The 17,282-nt window shown below is 62.7% G+C and carries 18 protein-coding genes; 9 read left to right on the top strand and 9 right to left on the bottom strand.

The features are described from left to right. The first annotated feature begins 3 nt into the window (after nucleotides 1-3). Nucleotides 4-423: a DUF3010 family protein gene (locus JYG36_RS02640; RefSeq protein ID WP_195885206.1), complete on the top strand. Its 420-nt coding sequence runs from the start codon at nucleotides 4-6 to the stop codon at nucleotides 421-423. Here the strand turns inward: JYG36_RS02640 and JYG36_RS02635 are convergent. Further along, complete coding sequence (locus JYG36_RS02635) at nucleotides 410-1,369, bottom strand: GlxA family transcriptional regulator (RefSeq protein WP_213603026.1); 960 nt, start codon at nucleotides 1,367-1,369, stop codon at nucleotides 410-412. The two genes, JYG36_RS02640 and JYG36_RS02635, sit on opposite strands and share 14 nt — an antisense overlap. 169 nt (nucleotides 1,370-1,538) lie before the next feature. Between JYG36_RS02635 and JYG36_RS02630 the strand changes: the two genes are divergently transcribed. The 5 genes from JYG36_RS02630 (at nucleotide 1,539) to JYG36_RS02610 (ending at nucleotide 5,381) form a co-directional block, all read left to right on the top strand. Then, a complete protein-coding gene (locus JYG36_RS02630) occupies nucleotides 1,539-2,483 on the top strand; it encodes a choline ABC transporter substrate-binding protein (RefSeq protein WP_093378675.1) in 945 nt (314 codons plus the stop codon). Between the two features lie 61 nt (nucleotides 2,484-2,544). After that, nucleotides 2,545-3,429, top strand: a complete 885-nt coding sequence (gene cdhC / locus JYG36_RS02625) for a 3-dehydrocarnitine:acetyl-CoA trimethylamine transferase CdhC (RefSeq protein ID WP_195885208.1) — start codon at nucleotides 2,545-2,547, stop codon at nucleotides 3,427-3,429. A gap of 15 nt (nucleotides 3,430-3,444) precedes the next feature. Next, nucleotides 3,445-4,410, top strand: a complete 966-nt coding sequence (locus JYG36_RS02620) for an L-carnitine dehydrogenase (RefSeq protein ID WP_093378669.1) — start codon at nucleotides 3,445-3,447, stop codon at nucleotides 4,408-4,410. A 13-nt stretch (nucleotides 4,411-4,423) separates the two neighbouring features. Beyond that, entirely contained in the window at nucleotides 4,424-4,900 is a 477-nt protein-coding gene (locus tag JYG36_RS02615) for a thioesterase family protein (RefSeq protein ID WP_093378664.1), read from the top strand. 226 nt (nucleotides 4,901-5,126) lie between these two features. Further along, on the top strand, nucleotides 5,127-5,381 hold the full coding sequence (locus tag JYG36_RS02610; protein WP_093378659.1) for a hypothetical protein: 255 nt from the start codon (nucleotides 5,127-5,129) through the stop codon (nucleotides 5,379-5,381). Between the two features lie 85 nt (nucleotides 5,382-5,466). On the opposite strand, the gene gbdR is transcribed toward JYG36_RS02610, so the two are convergent. Then, the gene (gene gbdR / locus JYG36_RS02605) at nucleotides 5,467-6,570 is read right to left on the bottom strand and encodes a choline metabolism transcriptional regulator GbdR (RefSeq protein WP_093378649.1); all 1,104 of its coding nucleotides are present in this window, start codon (nucleotides 6,568-6,570) and stop codon (nucleotides 5,467-5,469) included. 408 nt (nucleotides 6,571-6,978) lie between these two features. After that, a complete protein-coding gene (locus JYG36_RS02600) occupies nucleotides 6,979-8,355 on the bottom strand; it encodes an L-serine ammonia-lyase (RefSeq protein WP_093378645.1) in 1,377 nt (458 codons plus the stop codon). Nucleotides 8,356-8,817: 462 nt separating this feature from the next. Here JYG36_RS02600 and JYG36_RS02595 point away from each other — a divergent pair, with 462 nt between their 5' ends. The 3 genes from JYG36_RS02595 to choV all read left to right on the top strand — a co-directional run bounded on the left by JYG36_RS02595 (nucleotide 8,818) and on the right by choV (nucleotide 11,855). Beyond that, nucleotides 8,818-9,765 carry a choline ABC transporter substrate-binding protein gene (locus JYG36_RS02595; protein WP_093378641.1) on the top strand — a complete coding sequence of 316 codons (948 nt, stop codon included), beginning with the start codon at nucleotides 8,818-8,820 and terminating at the stop codon, nucleotides 9,763-9,765. A gap of 66 nt (nucleotides 9,766-9,831) precedes the next feature. Beyond that, entirely contained in the window at nucleotides 9,832-10,680 is an 849-nt protein-coding gene (gene choW, locus JYG36_RS02590; RefSeq protein ID WP_176794313.1) for a choline ABC transporter permease subunit, read from the top strand. Further along, nucleotides 10,677-11,855 carry a choline ABC transporter ATP-binding protein gene (gene choV / locus JYG36_RS02585; protein WP_093378632.1) on the top strand — a complete coding sequence of 393 codons (1,179 nt, stop codon included), beginning with the start codon at nucleotides 10,677-10,679 and terminating at the stop codon, nucleotides 11,853-11,855. Before choW ends, choV begins: the two co-directional genes overlap by 4 nt. Nucleotides 11,856-11,920: 65 nt before the next feature. Here choV and hisF read toward each other — a convergent pair whose 3' ends face one another. The 6 genes from hisF to JYG36_RS02555 all read right to left on the bottom strand — a co-directional run bounded on the left by hisF (nucleotide 11,921) and on the right by JYG36_RS02555 (nucleotide 16,961). Next, nucleotides 11,921-12,691, bottom strand: a complete 771-nt coding sequence (gene hisF, locus JYG36_RS02580; RefSeq protein WP_010221324.1) for an imidazole glycerol phosphate synthase subunit HisF — start codon at nucleotides 12,689-12,691, stop codon at nucleotides 11,921-11,923. 83 nt (nucleotides 12,692-12,774) lie between these two features. Further along, a complete protein-coding gene (gene hisA, locus JYG36_RS02575; RefSeq protein WP_093378627.1) occupies nucleotides 12,775-13,524 on the bottom strand; it encodes a 1-(5-phosphoribosyl)-5-[(5-phosphoribosylamino)methylideneamino]imidazole-4-carboxamide isomerase in 750 nt (249 codons plus the stop codon). Nucleotides 13,525-13,609: 85 nt separating this feature from the next. Continuing rightward, nucleotides 13,610-13,873, bottom strand: coding sequence for a DUF2164 domain-containing protein (locus tag JYG36_RS02570; RefSeq protein WP_036995008.1), 264 nt, complete (start codon nucleotides 13,871-13,873; stop codon nucleotides 13,610-13,612). Continuing rightward, the gene (hisH, locus tag JYG36_RS02565) at nucleotides 13,873-14,511 is read right to left on the bottom strand and encodes an imidazole glycerol phosphate synthase subunit HisH (RefSeq protein WP_045202336.1); all 639 of its coding nucleotides are present in this window, start codon (nucleotides 14,509-14,511) and stop codon (nucleotides 13,873-13,875) included. Before hisH ends, JYG36_RS02570 begins: the two co-directional genes overlap by 1 nt. Continuing rightward, nucleotides 14,511-15,104, bottom strand: coding sequence for an imidazoleglycerol-phosphate dehydratase HisB (gene hisB, locus JYG36_RS02560; RefSeq protein WP_028942262.1), 594 nt, complete (start codon nucleotides 15,102-15,104; stop codon nucleotides 14,511-14,513). The genes hisH and hisB overlap by 1 nt, the downstream gene beginning before the upstream one ends. A gap of 195 nt (nucleotides 15,105-15,299) precedes the next feature. After that, nucleotides 15,300-16,961 (bottom strand): OFA family MFS transporter, encoded by a 1,662-nt coding sequence (locus JYG36_RS02555; protein WP_213603024.1) that lies wholly within the window; start codon nucleotides 16,959-16,961, stop codon nucleotides 15,300-15,302. Nucleotides 16,962-17,282 lie beyond the last annotated feature (321 nt).

The following is a 17,282-nucleotide window of genomic DNA, read 5'->3' as shown; positions in this document are numbered from 1 at the left end:
AGCATGAAAATCTGCGGAATTGAAATCAAAGGCAGCGAAGCGCTGCTTGCCGTTGCCACCCTGGACGGCGCCAGCCCTGTGCACCTTGCCGTGGCGACGAAAAAAATCGCCCTGGAAGACGACGAACTGGCAGATAGCGTCAAAGCCTTTGCCCGCCAGGCCCGGGCCTTTATCGCCGAGCAGGGCATCAGCCACCTGGCGATCAAAAAGCGCAGCAAGAAAGGCGATTTCGCCGGCGGCCCGACCACCTTCAAGATCGAGGGCGTGCTGCAGTTGCTGGACAACTGCGAGGTGGAGCTGGTGTCACCGCAGACCGTCAGCGCCCAAGCGAAGAAACACGACCTTGAACTGCCGGCGTCGCTGAACAAGTACCAGCACGAAGCCTACAAGAGCGCCTGCGCGCTGTTGCTCAAGCGCCGCTGAGGCTGACCGCCGCGGCCTTGCGGTCTTCGCGCGGGCAACGCTGGAAGCGCCCGCGGTAACAACGGGTGAAATACGACGCCGACTCGAACCCGCAAGCGATGCCCACCTCCAGCACGCTGAGCTCGGTCTGGCGCAGCAATTGCCGGGCCTTGTCCAGGCGCAGGCGCAGGTAGAAGCCGCTGGGGGTGTCGTGCAGGTAAAGCTTGAACAGGCGCTCCAGCTGGCGTCGGGTGACCTGCACCGACTCGGCGAGCACCAAGGTGTTGAGCGGTTGCTCGGTGTTGCGCTCCATCTCACCGATCACCTGCACCAGCTTCTTGTTGCTGATGCCGTAGCGTGAGGCGATCTGCATGCGCTGGTGATCCTGGCGCGGGCGAATCCGGCCGAGCACGAACTGCTCCGACACCTGGATCGCCAGCTCCGGGCCATGAGCCTGGGCGATCAGGTCGAGCATCAGGTCGATCGAAGCGGTGCCTCCCGCAGAGGTAATGCGCCGGCGATCGACTTCGAACAGCTCCTGGGTCGCCTGCAACTGCGGGTAACTTTCCTTGAAGGCCTCCAGCGCTTCCCAGTGCAGGGTCACCCGGTAACCCTCAAGCAAACCGGCCTCGGCCAGCACCACGCTGCCGGTATCGATGCCGCCCAATACCACGCCTTCGTGATCAAGCTTGCGCAACCAGTGCTGCAGGGCCGGGCCGAAACTGCGCAGCGGCTCGAAACCGGCCACCACCAGCAGGGTAGCGCCCTTGCCCAACGGCTGCAGCGCGGCGTCGGCATTCACCGACATGCCGTTGCTGGCCTGCACCGCGCCGCCATCTATGCTCAGCACCTGCCAGCGGTACAGCTCGCCGCGAAAGCGGTTGGCCACCCGCAGCGGCTCTACCGCAGATATAAAACCGATCGCGGAGAAACCCGGCAACAGCAAGAAATGGAAATCCTGGGGCATAGCGATGACTCGACGGCCACGGATCCAGGGTTAATAGCGCGCTGGTCGCCACTGTGCAAGTGCCGGTCGCCACAGTGCGATTTTTACCCACGGCAGCCGCGTAGTTTGATCACACGGCACGCAGAGGCCGCCCCCTATAACAATTAGAACTGCCGTTGGAGGAGCCACCATGAACAGAATGATCAGCCGTAGCCTGCTGATGCTCGTCGGTACCGCAATCCTCAGCACCAACGTGATGGCCGCAGAACCGGCCGCCTGCAAGAACGTGCGCCTTGGCGTGGTGAACTGGACCGACGTGATGGCCACCAGCGCCATGACCCAGGTGCTGCTCGATGGCCTGGGCTACAAGACCAAGCAGACCAGCGCCTCGCAACAGATCATTTTCGCCGGCATTCGCGACCAGCGCCTGGACATGTTCCTTGGCTACTGGAACCCGATCATGACCCAGACCATCACCCCGTTCATCGACGCCAAGCAGGTCAAGGTCCTCGACCAGCCGAGCCTCGACGACGCCCGCGCCACCCTCGCGGTGCCCAGCTACCTGGCCGACAAGGGCCTGAAAACCTTCGCCGACATTGCCAGGTTCGAGAAGGAGCTGGGCGGCAAGATCTACGGCATCGAGCCGGGCTCCGGCGCCAACACCCAGATCAAGGCGATGATCAGCAAGAACCAGTTCGGCCTGGGCAAGTTCCAACTGGTCGAGTCCAGCGAGGCCGGCATGCTCGCCGCCGTCGACCGCGCGGTACGGCGCAAAGAGGCGGTGGTGTTCTTCGGCTGGGCGCCGCACCCGATGAACGTCAACATCGACATGGCCTACCTCAGCGGCAGCGAAGACGCCCTGGGCCCGGACGAAGGCCGCGCCACGGTGTGGACCGTTACCGCCCCCGACTACGCCCAGCGCTGCCCGAACGCCCATCGCCTGCTGAGCAACCTGAAATTCACCGCCGAAGACGAGAGCCGCATGATGCAGCCGCTGCTCGAGCACAAGGATGCGCTGGAGTCCGCCCGCCAGTGGCTCAAGGATCACCCGCAAGACCAGAAGCGCTGGCTTGAAGGGGTGACCACGTTTGACGGCAAACCGGCCGCCGAAAACCTGCAACTGACCGCTAACTGACAGACCCTGTGGGAGCGGGCTTGACCCGCGATGGCCCCAACTCGCCCGAAGGAAACCGCACATGAACCACGACGTCATCATCACCTGCGCCCTGACCGGCGCCGGCGACACCGCCAGCAAAAGCCACCTGGTCCCGGTCACCCCGAAACAGATCGCCGCAGCCGCCGTAGAAGCCGCCAAAGCCGGTGCCACGGTGGTCCACTGCCACGTTCGCGATCCGCAAACCGGCCGTTTCAGCCGCGACGTCAACTTGTACCGCGAGGTGATGGAGCGCATCCGCGAATCCGACGTCGACATCATCGTCAACCTCACCGCCGGCATGGGTGGCGACCTGGAGATCGGCCCGGGCGAAACTCCGCTGGAGTTCGGCGCCGGCACCGACCTGATCGGCCCGCTGGAGCGCCTGGCCCACGTCGAGGCGCTGCTGCCGGAAATCTGCACCCTGGACTGCGGCACCCTCAACTTTGGCGACGGCAACAGCATCTACGTCTCGACCCCGGCGCAACTGCGCGCTGGGGCCAGGCGCATCACTGAACTGGGCGTCAAAGCGGAGCTGGAAATCTTCGACACCGGCCACCTGTGGTTCGCCAAGCAGATGATCAAGGAAGGCCTGCTCGACGACCCGTTGTTCCAGCTGTGCCTGGGCATCCCCTGGGGCGCGCCGGCCGACACCGCCACCATGAAAGCCATGGTCGACAACCTGCCGCCAGGCGTGACCTGGGCCGGCTTCGGCATCGGCCGCATGCAGATGCCGATGGCGGCGCAGGCGGTGCTGCTGGGCGGCAACGTGCGGGTCGGCCTGGAAGACAACCTGTACCTGGACAAAGGCGTGCTGGCCAGCAACGGCCAACTGGTGGAACGCGCCAGCGAGATTCTCAGCCGCCTTGGCGCACGGGTACTCAGCCCTGCCGAGGGCCGCGCCAAAATGAACCTGACCCGTCGCTGATTGCTGGAGAAACCGATGAGCTTTATCACCGAGATCAAGACTTTTGCAGCCCTGGGCAGCGGCGTAATCGGCAGCGGCTGGGTGGCCCGCGCCCTGGCCCATGGCCTCGATGTAGTCGCCTGGGACCCGGCGCCGGGAGCAGAGGCGGCCTTGCGCAAGCGCATCGCCAATGCCTGGCCGGCCCTGGAGCAACAAGGCCTGACGCCCGGCGCCTCGCAGCAGCGCCTGCGCTTTGTGGCGACTATCGAGGAATGCGTGCGCGATGCCGATTTCATCCAGGAAAGCGCCCCCGAGCGCCTCGACCTCAAGCTCGACCTGCACAGCAAGATCAGCGCCGCAGCCAAGCCCAATGCGCTGATCGGCTCCAGTACTTCAGGGCTATTGCCCAGCGAGTTCTACGAGTCTTCGACCCACCCCGAACGCTGCGTGGTCGGCCATCCGTTCAACCCGGTGTACCTGCTGCCGCTGGTAGAAATCGTCGGCAGCAACAAAACCGCGCCCGAGGCCATCGAAGCGGCAAAAACCGTCTACACCAACCTCGGCATGCGCCCGCTGCATGTGCGCAAGGAAGTGCCCGGTTTTATCGCCGACCGCCTGCTCGAAGCGCTGTGGCGCGAGGCTCTGCACCTGGTCAACGATGGCGTGGCGACCACCGGTGAGATCGACGACGCAATCCGCTTTGGCGCCGGTTTGCGCTGGTCGTTCATGGGCACCTTCCTCACCTATACCCTGGCCGGAGGCGACGCCGGCATGCGCCACTTCATGGCCCAGTTCGGCCCGGCGTTGCAACTGCCCTGGACCTACCTGCCCGCGCCCGAGCTGACCGACGGCCTGATCGACGCCGTGGTCGAAGGCACCGGCGAACAACTGGGCGAGCGCAGCATCAGCGCGCTGGAGCGCTATCGTGATGATTGCCTGCTGGCCGTGCTGGCTGCGGTAAAAACCACCAAGGCCAAGCACGGCATGGCCTTCAGCGACTGACCGGAGTGCAGCGATGCCCGCATTGATCACCTACCAGACCCAGGTTCCGGCAGACTGGGTCGACTACAACGGGCATCTGCGCGATGCCTTCTACCTGCTGATCTTCAGCTATGCCACCGATGCCTTTATGGACCGCATCGGCCTGGACAGCGACAACCGCAGCGCCAGCGGCCACTCGCTGTTCACCCTGGAGTGCCACCTGAACTACCTGCATGAGGTAAAGCTCGGCACCCAGGTGTGGGTGCAGAGCCAGGTTATCGGTTTTGACCACAAGCGCCTGCACCTGTACCACAGCCTGCATCGCGAGGGGTTTGATGAAGCGCTGGCGGCCAGTGAACAGATGCTGTTGCATGTCGACCTTGCCGGACCGAGGTCAGCACCGTTTGCACCAGCGGTGCTTGAGCGCTTGCAGGGGGTCGTGAATGAGCAGGTTGATCTGCCGGCGGCCGAGTTTGTTGGCCGGGTGATCGGGTTGCCCCGCGCGCAGTGACAAAAAACAGCCCCGCAGCGGTGACGCAAACGGGGCTGAAGCGGACGGTGACCAAACCTTCCGTTGCTGTGCATGGCCCCAGTGTGCAGCCTCCCTCCCCCGCCGATTTACCCGAAAACGACCTGTGCTTAGGTAAAGCGGCCATTGCGACAATCTGCCCTTGCCGCAGTGCGCCCGGGCCCACAGAATCGACTGACGATCACACCTGCAAACAAGGACAACAACCATGATGCATGCGGATTTGATTGATCAGGACGACCTGCTGGGCCAGCTGCGCGCGCTGGGTTTCGAGACGCCGGCCGGGGCCAGTGCCGAACAGGCCTGCGAGTGTGCGGTACGCGGTTTGAGTGAGCCGCGGGCCAAAGCCTTGAAGGTCATGGTCGAGCAGATGTACACCAGCAGTGCGACTATTCTGCCGGACGTTCGTAAAGCCATCGACAAACAGCTGTTGCCGGCATTGGCACAATTCCAGAATCGCTAAAAGCATCGCGGGTCAAGCCCGCTCTCACAGAGATCACCTAACTCCTGTGGGAGCGGGCTTGACCCGCGATGAATTCAGCTCGGAATCAGAGCCTCACACTGGCAAAAGTCGACTCATTGCGCGCCTGGCTCAACGCCGACATCGGCCCGGCCAGCGGCGACAGCACCAGCGCCTGCGGGATCGGCATCATCGCCACCTGCTGGGCAGTATTAGAGCCCACGCGCTCGTCACGCGGCGGAATGCCAAAGTACTCGCGATAGCACTTGGAGAAATGCGGGGTCGAGACAAAGCCGCACACCGAAGCCACTTCGATGATCGACATCGGCGTCTGCTTGAGCAGTTGCCGGGCGCGGATCAGGCGCAGCTTCAGGTAGTAGCGTGACGGCGAGCAGTGCAGGTACTTCTGGAACAGGCGCTCAAGCTGGCGCCGCGACACCGACACATAAACGGCCAGTTCATCCAGGTCGATCGGCTCTTCGAGGTTGGCTTCCATCAACGCGACGATTTCCTGCAGTTTCGGCTGGTTGGTGCCGAGCATGTGCTTGAGCGGCACGCGCTGGTGGTCCTGTTCGTTGCGGATGCGCTCGTAGACAAACATCTCCGAAATCGCCGCCGACAGCTCGCGACCATGATCACGGCTGATCAGGTGCAGCATCATGTCCAGCGGCGCCGTGCCGCCGGAGCTGGTGAAGCGGTTGCGGTCGAGGGTGAATAAACGGGTGCTCATGCTCACCCGCGGGAAGGCTTCCTGCATCGCCGCCAGGCATTCCCAGTGCACGCTGCAGTCAAAACCATCGAGCAGGCCGGCACAGGCCAGGGCCCAGCTGCCGGTGCACACCGCCCCCAGGCGTCGCGACTGGCGCGCCTGACTCTGCAGCCAGGTGACGTGCTCGCGGGTAACGGTGCGCTGGATACCAATACCGCCACAGACAATCACGGTGTCCATAGCCGGTGCCTTGTGCATTGCCGCATCGGGAGTGATCTGCAAGCCGTCGCTGGCCCACACCTGGCCGCCATCCACGCTCAGGGTGCTCCAGCGATACAGCTCGCGACCGGACAGCTGGTTGGCCATGCGCAGCGGCTCAACAGCGGAAGCCAGGGAAATCAGCGTGAAATTGTCCAGCAGCAGGAAGCCGATGGATTGGGGCGTGCGGTTCTGGGTTGGGGTCCCGGAGTTGTACGACGTCATCGCGGTATCTCCTCACACAATGCAGGTTGTGCCTCAGGCAGGCACGGGCTTTTTTGTCACGGCCCCGATTCGGATGCAGGGGCTTTGCCAATCACAACGCAAATGCCATGCCTGAAATTGAATGGCCATTCAACAAAACCCAAAAACGACGTCGCGCAGCGTCTATATGGCCCTTGTTGCCGGGCGCGGTTATAAACGCAAACCAGCGGCCTAGCGCCGGTCTGTAGGACGCGTGAGCAATTCGGTAGCACTTGTGTGAAGGATGCCCAGAAACGACATCGGCAACTGTCACCCAAGGCGCCAGGCACGGGGGTGACAGCGGATTGTTCGAGGCGGGAAAGGCCTGCGCGCCAAAAGGCGGCGCGCAGGCCGAAGGTGGGCGAAAACGGCGCAGGGCGCGTCAGCGTTTCAACATTCGATGGCGCTGACCGCCAGGCCACCGCGCGAGGTTTCCTTGTACTTGTCGTGCATGTCGGCGCCGGTGTCACGCATGGTGCGGATCACCCGGTCGAGGGAGATGAAGTGCTCGCCGTCGCCGCGCAAGGCCATCTGCGCGGCATTGATGGCCTTGACCGCGGCAATCGCGTTGCGCTCGATGCAGGGCACCTGGACCAGCCCGCCAACCGGGTCGCAGGTCAGCCCCAGGTTGTGCTCAAGGCCGATCTCGGCAGCGTTTTCCAGTTGCCCGGGGGTAGCCCCGAGCACCTCGGCAAGGCCGGCGGCGGCCATGGCGCAGGCCGAACCGACTTCACCCTGGCAACCGACTTCGGCACCGGAGATCGAAGCATTCTTCTTGCACAAAATGCCCACCGCGGCGGCGCCGAGGAAGAAGTCGACGACGTTGGCTTCGCTGACTTCGTCGCTAAAGCGCATGTAGTAGTGCAGCACCGCAGGGATGATCCCCGCCGCGCCATTGGTCGGTGCGGTGACCATGCGCCCGCCGGCGGCATTCTCTTCGTTGACCGCCAGGGCATAAAGGTTGACCCATTCCATGGCGCTCAGGGTCGAGCCGATGACATTGGGCTTGTTCAGTTCCTGCAGGCTGCGGTGCAGCTTGGCTGCGCGACGTTTGACATTGAGCCCGCCAGGCAGGATGCCTTCGTATTTGAGGCCGTTTTCGACACAGGCCTGCATGGCGTGCCACAACTTCAGCAGCCCGGCACGAATTTCTGCTTCACTGCGCCAGACCTTTTCGTTTTCCATCATCAATTGCGACACGCGCAGGTCGTTTTGCTTGCACAGTTCGAGCAACTCCACGGCACTGTCGAAATCGTAGGGCAGCACCGTGTTGTCGGCGTCCAGCACGCCGCTGGCAGCCTGTGCCGCATCAACGACAAAGCCGCCGCCCACCGAGTAATAGGTGTCGCGGTGCAGCTCGCCTGCGGCGCCTTCAGCGATGAGGGTCATGGCGTTGGGGTGGTACGGCAGGTTCTCGTCGAGCAGCAGCATGTCGCGGGCCCAGACGAAGCCGACGTGCAGCCGGCCATCGAGCAGCAAGGTGTCTGTTTCGCGCAGTGCAGCGATGCGCGGACCGATTTGCGCGGGGTCGATGGCGTCCGGCCATTCGCCCATCAGGCCCATGATCACCGCGTTGTCGCTGCCGTGGCCGATACCGGTGGCCGACAGCGAGCCGTACAGGCGCACTTCGACGCGCCGCACCTGTTCAAGCTCGCCGCGCTCGCGCAGGCCCTGGACGAACAATGCTGCGGCGCGCATGGGCCCGACGGTATGGGAGCTGGATGGGCCAACGCCGATCTTGAACAGGTCGAACACACTGATGGCCATGCCACCTACCTCCTGAATGTACAGCCTGAATGTGCAGCCCCGCAGCCCAAGCCAAGGGCGTCGCAACTGCTACGCTGAATAGGCGGCAATCCGCCGATTCCGCGCATCATCAGGCTTTTGCCAGGACCTCTGACGTCTGCAACCGACGCGTTCTTGCCCAGCAACGCCGCCAGCTGTCAGCCGCGCTTGTGCGCCGTTTTTTTGCGGTGCACAAGTGCCGAAACTGCGTTTACAGGGCCGGATAAATCTGTAAACGACCTCATCGACACTGGATGCGACCCTGTCTGTACTGGATACGACGCACCCTGTAGGCGTTTGATTTTCGCTGTTAGATGATCGGTATCGACTCGATTGCACGGCAGCCGTCCCGCTATCGCCCGATAGTCAGGCCCGACCGAATGCAAACCATAAAGCACGGCGGTCCCGTGGGACATCCGAGAAAAAAACCCAGGAGTCCATCGAATGAAAGGTTCACCCTCGCTATTGCTGGCCGCAGTGCTGAGTCTGCCGGTGCTGGCCCAGGCCGCAGAGCCCGAGCAATGTCACACCGTCAACTTCTCCGATGTCGGCTGGACCGACATCACCGTGACCACCGCGGTCACCAGCGTCGTGCTCCAGTCGCTGGGCTACAAGACCAAGACCACGATGATTTCGGTACCGGTGACCTACAAGTCGCTGGCCGATGGCAAGAACATGGACGTGTTCCTCGGCAACTGGATGCCGACCATGGAAAACGACATCAAGCAGTACCGCGATGCCGGCACCGTGGAAACCGTTCGGGCCAACCTTGAGAACGCCAAGTACACCCTGGCGGTGCCCCAGGCGCTGTACGACAAGGGCCTGAAAAACTTCGCCGACATTGCCAAGTTCAAGAAGGAGCTGGACGGCAAGATCTACGGCATCGAGCCGGGCAACGACGGCAACCGCACCATCCAGAGCATGATCGACAAGAACGCCTTCGGCCTCAAGGACGCCGGTTTCAAGGTGGTCGAGTCCAGCGAGGCCGGCATGCTCTCGCAAGTCGAACGTGCCCAGCGCCGTGACACCGCCGTGGTGTTCCTGGGCTGGGAACCGCACCCGATGAACACCCGCTTCAAGATGAAATACCTGGACGGCGGCGATGACTTCTTCGGCCCCGACTACGGCAAGGCCACCGTCCTCACCAACACCCGCAAGGGCTATGTTCAGGAATGTAGCAACGTCGGCCAGTTGCTGAAGAACCTGTCCTTTACCCTCGACATGGAAAGCAAGCTGATGGGCAACGTCCTGGACGACAAGATGAAACCCGACGCCGCAGCCAAGGCCTGGCTGAAAAACAACCCGCAGGTGCTCGACACCTGGCTGGCCGGGGTCACCACCGTTGACGGCAAGCCTGGCCTGGAGGCAGCCAAAGCCAAACTCACGCAGTAAGCACTGCCTGCGGCGGGCTGGCCCCGCCGCAGGCTGTCTTCAAACTTTTGCAGGTGGACGCTCGCTATCATGCTGATCGATGAAAAACTCCCTTTGGGCCAGTACATCGCAGGCTTCGTTGAATGGTTGACGCAACACGGCGCCAACTACTTCGATGCCTTCGCGGCAGCACTGGAATACATGATTCATGGCGTGACCGGGGCACTGACCTGGTTCAATCCTTTCGTCCTGATCGGCCTGATTGCAGTAATCGCGCACCTGATCCAGCGCAAATGGGCGCTGACCGCATTCTGCGTACTGTCATTTTTGCTGATCCTCAACCTCGGTTACTGGCAGGAGACCATGGAGACCCTAGCCCAGGTGCTGTTCGCCACCCTGGTCTGCGTGGCCATCGGCGTGCCGCTGGGCATCCTCGCCGCACACAAGCCGATGTTCTACACCGCCATGCGCCCGGTCCTCGACCTGATGCAGACGGTACCTACCTTCGTTTACCTGATCCCGACCCTGACCCTGTTCGGCCTGGGGGTGGTCCCCGGGTTGATCTCGACGGTGGTGTTCGCCATCGCCGCACCGATCCGCCTGACCTACCTGGGTATCTGTGACGTGCCCCAGGAACTGCTCGACGCCGGCAAGGCCTTCGGCTGCTCACGCCGCCAGCTGCTGTCGCGCATCGAGCTGCCCCACGCCATGCCGAGCATCGCCGCCGGCGTTACCCAATGCATCATGCTGTCGCTGTCGATGGTGGTGATTGCCGCGCTGGTGGGTGCCGACGGCCTGGGCAAACCTGTGGTCAACGCATTGAACACCGCCGATATCGCCCTGGGTTTTGAAGCGGGCCTGGCGATCGTGTTGCTGGCGATCATGCTCGACCGTATCTGCAAACAACCCGACGCGCCGGTAAGGAGTGAAGCATGAGCATTATTCGCTTCGAAGACGTAGACGTTATCTTCTCCAGCCGACCGCGCGAGGCCCTGAGCCTGCTCGACCAGGGCATGACCCGCGAACAGATCCTGAAGAAGACCGGCCTGGTGGTCGGTGTCGAGAAAGCCAACCTGGACATCAACAAGGGCGAGATCTGCGTGTTGATGGGCTTGTCCGGCTCAGGCAAGTCGAGCCTGCTGCGCTGTATCAACGGCCTCAACACCGTCAGCCGCGGCAAGCTGTTCGTCGAGCACGAAGGCTCGCATATCGACATCGCCCACTGCACCCCGGCGGAACTGAAGATGATGCGCACCAAGCGCATCGCCATGGTGTTCCAGAAGTTCGCCCTGATGCCCTGGCTGACGGTGCGCGAGAACATCAGCTTCGGCCTGGAAATGCAGGGCCGCCCGGAGAAGGAACGGCGCAAGCTGGTCGATGAAAAACTCGAACTGGTGGGCCTGACCCAATGGCGCAACAAGAAGCCCGATGAACTCTCGGGCGGCATGCAGCAGCGCGTCGGCCTGGCCCGGGCACTGGCAATGGACGCCGACATCCTGCTGATGGACGAACCCTTCTCGGCCCTCGACCCGCTGATCCGCCAGGGCCTGCAGGACGAGCTGCTGGAGCTGCAACGCAAGCTGAACAAGACCATCGTCTTCGTCAGCCACGACCTGGACGAAGCCCTGAAGCTGGGCAGCCGTATTGCGATCATGAAAGACGGGCGGATCATCCAGTACAGCAAGCCGGAAGAAATCGTCCTCAACCCCGCCGACGACTACGTGCGCACCTTCGTCGCCCACACCAACCCGCTCAACGTGCTGTGCGGCCGCAGCCTGATGCGCACCCTGGACAAGTGCAAACGCATCAACGGCTCGGTGTGCCTCGACCCGGGTGGCGACTCCTGGCTGGACCTGGCCGAAGGCAACACCATCAAGGGTGCGCGCCAGGGCGCCAACGGCATGGACCTGCAAAACTGGGCACCGGGCGAAGCGGTGGAAGGCCTGGGGCGCAAACCGACCCTGGTGAATGCCAACATCGGCATGCGCGAAGCCCTGCAGATCCGCTACCAGACCGGCAACAAACTGGTGCTTCAGGAAGGTAATAAAGTGGTGGGGATTCTTGGTGACAGCGAGCTGTACCACGCGCTGCTGGGCAAGAACCTGGGGTAAAAGCATCGCGGGGCAAGCCCGCTCCTACGGTAGGAGCGGGCTTGCCCCGCGATCAGCTTTCAAGTTCAGCGAACGACGATACCCTGCTTGGCCATGAACGCCTTGGCCTCGGGTACGGTGTACTCACCGAAGTGGAAGATGCTCGCCGCCAGCACCGCACTGGCATGACCTTCGATGATCCCGTCGGCCAGGTGCTGCAGGTTGCCGACACCACCGGAAGCGATCACCGGAATGCCCAGGGCATCGCTGATGGCGCGGGTCACGCCCAGGTCAAAGCCGTTCTTCATGCCGTCCTGGTCCATGCTGGTCAGGAGGATCTCGCCGGCCCCCAGGCCTTCCATCTTCTTCGCCCACTCCACCGCGTCCAGGCCGGTCGGCTTGCGCCCACCGTGGGTGAAGATCTCCCAGCGCGGGGTTTCGCCCGGGCCCGAGACCTTCTTGGCATCGATGGCCACCACAATGCACTGCGAGCCGAAGTGCGCGGCAGCTTCGCCGACGAACTCCGGGTTGAACACCGCGGCGGTGTTGATCGACACCTTGTCGGCACCGGCGTTGAGCAGGTTGCGGATGTCCTGCACGGTGCGCACGCCGCCGCCCACGGTCAGCGGGATGAACACCTGGCTGGCCATACGCTCGACGGTATGCAGGGTGGTGTCACGGCCATCGACGCTGGCGGTGATGTCGAGGAAGGTGATCTCGTCAGCGCCCTGTTCATCGTAGCGCCGGGCGATTTCCACCGGGTCGCCGGCATCGCGGATGTTCTCGAACTTGACGCCCTTGACCACCCGGCCGTTGTCGACGTCGAGGCAGGGAATTATGCGTTTGGCTAAAGCCATAGGTAGACCTCGAGTTGCAAGCTTCAAGCTTCAAGCTGCAAGAAAGAGCGACTCGGTCGCGCTTTTGACTTGCAGCTTGCAGCTTACGACTTGGAGCTAGCCGAATAGGCGTCACAGAAGGCTTGCGCCTCGGCGACATCCAGGGTGCCTTCGTAGATGGCGCGGCCGGTGATCGCACCGATGATGCCTGGCGCCTTGGCGTCGAGCAGGGCCTTGATGTCACCGAGGTTGTGGATACCGCCGGAGGCGATCACCGGGATCTTGGTGGCAGCGGCCAGGGCGGCGGTGAAGGGCACGTTGCAGCCCTGCATCATGCCGTCTTTGGCGATGTCGGTGTAGACGATGGCCGAGACGCCGTCGGCTTCGAAACGCTTGGCCAGGTCAATGACCTGCACCGAGCTGACTTCTGCCCAGCCGTCGGTGGCGACGAAACCGTCCTTGGCATCCAGGCCGACGATCACTTTGCCCGGGAAGGCGCGGCAGGCTTCGGCGACGAACTCCGGCTCTTTCACCGCCTTGGTGCCGATGATCACGTAGCTGACGCCGGCCTTGACGTAGTGCTCGATGGTTTCCAGCGAACGGATACCGCCACCGATCTGGATCGGCAGGTTCGGGTAGCGCTTGGCAATCGCGGTGACTACTTCACCGTTGACCGGCTGGCCTTCGAAGGCGCCATTGAGGTCAACCAGATGCAGGCGGCGGCAGCCCCCTTCAACCCATTTGGCGGCCATGCTCACCGGGTCGTCGGAGAATACCGTGGAGTCTTCCATGCGGCCCTGGCGCAGGCGTACGCAAGCACCGTCCTTGAGATCGATAGCGGGGATAATCAGCATGCTTTTTTCCTTCGTAAAAAAGAGCTGCAAGTTGCTAGCTACAAGCTGCAAGCATGCGCGTCTGTTCTCTTGCAGCTTGTCGCTTTCAGCTGCCTTTCTCTAGCGACCAGAGGTCGCTCTCGATACTCTCGAACCGTTCCTTGAGGTGGTTCTGCACATCGAAAATCGCCCTGTTGTAGTAGTGCGGGGCAATCTCTTTGGTGAACAGCTCCAGGACCTCGGCCACCTCGAACGACCCCAGCTGCAGCTCGAAACGGTCTTCGAGAAAGCGCTTGAGGGTATCGAGCGCTTCGCGTTCCTGTTCCGGCGCCAGCGTGAGGATCGGCGGCTTGGCCCTGGACTTGCCCATTACCAGCGCCCGTCCCAGGCGGCGAAGTTCTGCAGCAGCTGCAGGCCATGGGTATGGCTCTTCTCCGGATGGAACTGCACGGCAAAGCGCGAGCCTTCGGCCAGCGCTGCGGCGAAGTCGACGCCGTAATGGCCGCTACCGACCACCTGGCCCGGCTTGCCGGCGGTGATGTAGTAGCTGTGCACGAAGTAGAAGCGCGCACGCTCGGGGATGTTGTGCCACAGCGGGTGGTCGATGCTCTGGGCAACTTCGTTCCAGCCCATGTGCGGCACCTTGAGGTGCTCGCCGTCTTCGTGCAGGTCTTTGCCGAAAAAGCGCACATTGCCCGGGAACAGGCCGATACAATCGACGCCGTCGTTCTCTTCGCTGTGATCGAGCAAGGCTTGCATGCCCACACAGATGCCGAGGAACGGCCTGTCCTGGCTGACTTCGCGCACCAGGCTGTCGAAGCCCAGGCGGCGGATTTCGGCCATGCAGTCGCGGATCGCGCCAACACCGGGGAACACCACGCGGTCGGCTTCGCGAATCACCTCGGCGTCGCTGGTGATCAGAACCTTGCCGGCGCCCACGTGCTCGAGGGCCTTGGCCACCGAGTGCAGGTTACCCATGCCATAGTCGATAACGGCAACCGTCTGCATTACAGGCAACCCTTGGTCGATGGCATCTGCCCGGCCATGCGCTCGTCCAGCTCGATGGCCATGCGCAGCGCGCGGCCGAAGGCCTTGAACACGGTCTCGATCTGGTGGTGGGTGTTGTGCCCACGCAGGTTGTCGATGTGCAGGGTGACGTTGGCGTGGTTGACGAAGCCCTGGAAGAACTCCTGGAACAGGTCGACATCAAAGCCGCCCACCGAAGCGCGGGTATACGGTACGTGCATCTGCAGGCCGGGGCGGCCGGAGAAGTCGATGACCACCCGCGACAGCGCTTCGTCCAGCGGCACGTAGGCATGGCCGTAGCGGCGGATGCCCTTTTTGTCGCCGATGGCCTGGTTGAAGGCCTGGCCGAGGGTGATACCGACGTCTTCGACAGTATGGTGATCATCGATATGCAGGTCGCCCTTGCACTCGATATCGAGGTCGATCAGCCCATGTCGGGCGATCTGGTCGAGCATATGTTCAAGGAAAGGCACACCGATATCGAATCGGGCCTTGCCGCTGCCATCCAGGTTGATCGAGGCCTTGATCTGGGTCTCCAGAGTATTGCGCTCGACGGAAGCCTTACGTTCGACCATCACCAGCTCCGCAAAATCATTGGGCGAAAAAGGTGACCATTATAGGCCCAGAAGCACGCGGCTTGAAACGCAGATGACGCGTGGCAGGGAATTTACCTGCGATCCGGCAATTTTCAGCTACTTCTGTAGGAGCGGGCTTGCCCCGCGATCGAATGCGGGTTCATCGCGGGGCAAGCCCGCTCCTACAGGGCAGACCTAGTTGAACAACACCGCAGTCTTCTGCAACGTCACCCAGATCCCCCAGGCCAGCGGCACCCCGACCACCAGCCAGGCCGCCAGCACCAAAGGCTTGCTGGCCGGGTCGGCCTTCCACTCCAGTACGCGCTCGCTGGCGCTGCCCTGGTCGTGGCTCAGGGCCCGCTCGGCGGCAAGCTCGGCATCGGTCATGAAGTACTTGTCGGCCACCGGCCGCACCAGCGCATTGCAGACAAAGCCCAGCACCAGCAGCCCGGCGAGGATGTACAGAGTGATGTCATAGGCCGCCGCCCGCGGCACGCCCAGCGCCAGCTGGTACTCTCGCAGGTAGGTGATCAGCACCGGGCCCAGCACCCCGGCTGCGGCCCAGGCGGTCAGCAGGCGACCGTGAATGGCACCGACCATCTGCGTGCCGAACAGGTCGGCCAGGTACGCCGGCACCGTGGCAAAACCGCCGCCGTACATCGACAGGATGATGCAGAACGCCGCCACGAACAGGGCGATGTTGCCCAGGTGGCCCATGTTCGGCACCAGCGCATACAGAGCCACGCCCAGGGCGAAGAAGGCGAAATAGGTGTTTTTGCGCCCGATATAGTCGGAGAACGACGCCCAGAAGAAGCGCCCGCCGATATTGAACAGGCTGAGCAAACCGGTAAAACCGGCGGCAATCGCGGCGATCTGGCCCAATTGCGCGGCGTTGAGCTGGCTGAAGCTCAGGTCATTGCCCAGCAGCTTGCCGGCAAAAACCTCCTGCAGCAGCGGCGAAGCCATGCCGAGAATGCCGATACCTGCCGAAACGTTCAGGCACAAAACCAGCCAGATCAACACAAACTGCGGGGTTTTCCACGCCACACTGACATGCACATGGCGATGGGTGATCATCGCGTTGCCGACTTTTTTCAGCGGCGCAGTCCAGCCTTCAGGCTTCCAGCCGGTAGGCGGTACGCGATAGGCCAGGGCGCCGCCGAGCATGAACACGAAGTAGATCACCGCCATGACCACGAAGCTCTGCCAGACCCCAACGTCGCCGGGCGTAGCGAAGTGGTTCATCAGCGCTGCCGCCAGCGGCGCGCCGACCATGGCGCCGCCGCCAAAACCCATGATCGCCATGCCGGTGGCCATGCCGCGTTTGTCCGGGAACCACTTGATCAGGGTCGAGACCGGGGAAATATAGCCAAGCCCCAGGCCAATACCGCCGATCACCCCGGAGCCCAGCCACATCAGCCACAGTTGGTGGGTATAGACGCCGAAGGCGGAAATCAGCAGGCCGCCGCACCAGCACAGGGTCGAGACCACCCCGGCCTTGCGCGGCCCGGCGTGCTCCAGCCAGCCGCCCCAGATGGCCGCCGAGCACCCCAGGAAGACAAAGAACAGCGTGTAGATCCAGCTGAGCATCGAGATCGGCCAGTCGCACTCGGTGGTGAACATGCGCATCAGGAAGTGGGTCTGTTCCGAGCAGACAACCGGCGCACTGATGCCGATGGCCTGCGACAGCGGCAACCAGAACACCGAAAAACCGTAGGCCATGCCGATGCACAGGTGGATGGCCAGGGCCGCTGGCGGTACCAGCCAGCGGTTGAAGCCCGGACGGGCGATGATCCGCTCCTTGGACAGGAAGCCGGGCGCGCTGGCGACGGTTCCGGCCGTGATGCTGCTGCTCATTGTTGTGTTCCCCTCGTAGGAATGAAGCGCTCACCGCCCGCGACCTTGGCGCTTTGGCAACTGGTCGTTGTTATTGGCGAACGGCCCCGTTTGCGCGACAAATGGCCGCAGCAGGGCCTGAGAGCGGCGAGAGAGTAGCATTTGCCGTGGTCACTTAGCGCTAACTGATACCGTCGTTTGTTCTGCAACTGATCCCCCCGGCAAGGAACTGTCATGCCATGTGTTGTCGAATCCGACACTTATGCAGGACTAAACCTTCGCCCCATATCACCCAGCGGTGATAACCGCAGCGCTATACTCTGCGGCTGAATTTAGAAATCG

Source organism: Pseudomonas sp. SORT22 (assembly GCF_018417635.1).
Classification (GTDB): Bacteria; Pseudomonadota; Gammaproteobacteria; order Pseudomonadales; family Pseudomonadaceae; genus Aquipseudomonas.
This window is presented reverse-complemented; position numbering and strand designations above follow the sequence as displayed.

Coding starts and splice junctions, on each gene's coding strand:
- JYG36_RS02640 (WP_195885206.1), top strand. CDS start 4: ATGAAAATCTGCGGAATTGAAATCAAAGGCAGCGAAGCGCTGCTTGCC.
- JYG36_RS02635 (WP_213603026.1), bottom strand. CDS start 1,369: ATGCCCCAGGATTTCCATTTCTTGCTGTTGCCGGGTTTCTCCGCGATC.
- JYG36_RS02630 (WP_093378675.1), top strand. CDS start 1,539: ATGAACAGAATGATCAGCCGTAGCCTGCTGATGCTCGTCGGTACCGCA.
- cdhC (WP_195885208.1), top strand. CDS start 2,545: ATGAACCACGACGTCATCATCACCTGCGCCCTGACCGGCGCCGGCGAC.
- JYG36_RS02620 (WP_093378669.1), top strand. CDS start 3,445: ATGAGCTTTATCACCGAGATCAAGACTTTTGCAGCCCTGGGCAGCGGC.
- JYG36_RS02615 (WP_093378664.1), top strand. CDS start 4,424: ATGCCCGCATTGATCACCTACCAGACCCAGGTTCCGGCAGACTGGGTC.
- JYG36_RS02610 (WP_093378659.1), top strand. CDS start 5,127: ATGATGCATGCGGATTTGATTGATCAGGACGACCTGCTGGGCCAGCTG.
- gbdR (WP_093378649.1), bottom strand. CDS start 6,570: ATGACGTCGTACAACTCCGGGACCCCAACCCAGAACCGCACGCCCCAA.
- JYG36_RS02600 (WP_093378645.1), bottom strand. CDS start 8,355: ATGGCCATCAGTGTGTTCGACCTGTTCAAGATCGGCGTTGGCCCATCC.
- JYG36_RS02595 (WP_093378641.1), top strand. CDS start 8,818: ATGAAAGGTTCACCCTCGCTATTGCTGGCCGCAGTGCTGAGTCTGCCG.
- choV (WP_093378632.1), top strand. CDS start 10,677: ATGAGCATTATTCGCTTCGAAGACGTAGACGTTATCTTCTCCAGCCGA.
- hisF (WP_010221324.1), bottom strand. CDS start 12,691: ATGGCTTTAGCCAAACGCATAATTCCCTGCCTCGACGTCGACAACGGC.
- hisA (WP_093378627.1), bottom strand. CDS start 13,524: ATGCTGATTATCCCCGCTATCGATCTCAAGGACGGTGCTTGCGTACGC.
- JYG36_RS02570 (WP_036995008.1), bottom strand. CDS start 13,873: ATGGGCAAGTCCAGGGCCAAGCCGCCGATCCTCACGCTGGCGCCGGAA.
- hisH (WP_045202336.1), bottom strand. CDS start 14,511: ATGCAGACGGTTGCCGTTATCGACTATGGCATGGGTAACCTGCACTCG.
- hisB (WP_028942262.1), bottom strand. CDS start 15,104: ATGGTCGAACGTAAGGCTTCCGTCGAGCGCAATACTCTGGAGACCCAG.
- JYG36_RS02555 (WP_213603024.1), bottom strand. CDS start 16,961: ATGAGCAGCAGCATCACGGCCGGAACCGTCGCCAGCGCGCCCGGCTTC.